Genomic DNA, 1,253 nt, shown 5'->3' with positions numbered 1-1,253 from the left:
AGCGCGGCGTCGGCGGCGGCGATCAGGCTTTCCAGTTCGGTGTCGGGCTGCGGCACGGACGTGGCGATGCCGATGCTCAGCGTGACGTGGCCATGTTCGCTGCCACTGTGGGGCAGCGCCAGCGCCGCGACGCGATCGAGGATGCGGCGGGCGACGACGCCGGCGCCGGCCGTCGGGGTGGCGCCGAGGATGACCACGAACTCCTCGCCGCCGTAGCGCGCCACCAGGTCGCCGGGGCGAAAGACGACCTGCTCCAGCACGCCGGCAATCTGCTGCAAACAGCGGTCGCCGGCCTGATGGCCGTAGCTGTCGTTGTAGCGCTTGAAATGGTCGACATCGATCATCAGCAGCGACAGCGTGCTCGCTTCGCGCAACTGGCGCTTCCACTCGTGGCGCAGCTTTTCGTCGAAGCAGCGGCGGTTGGCGATGCCGGTCAGGCCGTCGCGGGTGGCCAGCGCTTCGAGCGCGGCGTGTGCCTTGCGTTGCTCGCTGATGTCTTGCAGGGTTTCCATGGCGCCGATCAGCCTGCCGTCGGCGTCCTTCAACGGTGCCGCCGTAAAATGTACCCAGCATCCTTGCGCGCCCATCGCCTCGAAAAAGTCCTCGGCTTCGAAGGCGCCATCAATCAGCGCCGAGCGGCTGAATTGCGGGTAGTGCCCGGCGATCGTTTCGTTGCTCGCGGCGGACAGGACAAGATCGGCCAGGACCGGCCGCGGTGCGGCGTAAAGCGCCCGCCACACATCGGCCGTGCCGAGCATTTCGCGGGCGCTCAAACCGGTGAGTTTTTCGCAGGCCTGATTCCAGTGCGTTACCCGGTGTTCGGCATCGAGCACGAAGGTCGCTATCGGACTGCCATCGACGATTTGTGACAACTGCCTCTCGCTGGCCTTGATCGCCAGTTCGGCACGCCGCAGACCGGTAATGTTGCGGCCCACGCCGTGATAGCCGACGAAGTTTCCCTGGGCGTCGAATACTGGTGTGCCGCTGACCGAGTAATACTGGAGCGCGCCACCCACGCCGGGCACTTCGTACTCGAAATTGCGGAACGGCTCGTGGCGTTCGTAGCTTGCGATGTGTTCGGCAAGCTGCGCCTCGGTAATGCCGTGAATCGGCATGTCCCAGCGGCGCTTGCCGAAAAAATCGCTTTCCTTGCGCTGCAGCTTTTCGGTGGCCAGGCCAAAGAAGCGGGTAAAGCGAAACTCCGCGTCCTGCTCCCAGAACCAGTCCGCCGAAAGCTCGGCAAAATCGCGCAA

The 1,253-nt window shown here is 64.9% G+C and carries 1 protein-coding gene; it reads right to left on the bottom strand.

The features are described from left to right. A partial coding sequence (locus tag RMP09_RS17195) for a diguanylate cyclase domain-containing protein (RefSeq protein ID WP_310567205.1) occupies positions 1-1,253 on the bottom strand: 1,253 nt, incomplete at both ends.

Origin of the sequence: Hydrogenophaga sp., from assembly GCF_031426985.1 — a bacterium.
Taxonomy (GTDB): Bacteria; Pseudomonadota; Gammaproteobacteria; order Burkholderiales; family Burkholderiaceae_C; genus Hydrogenophaga.
This window is presented reverse-complemented; position numbering and strand designations above follow the sequence as displayed.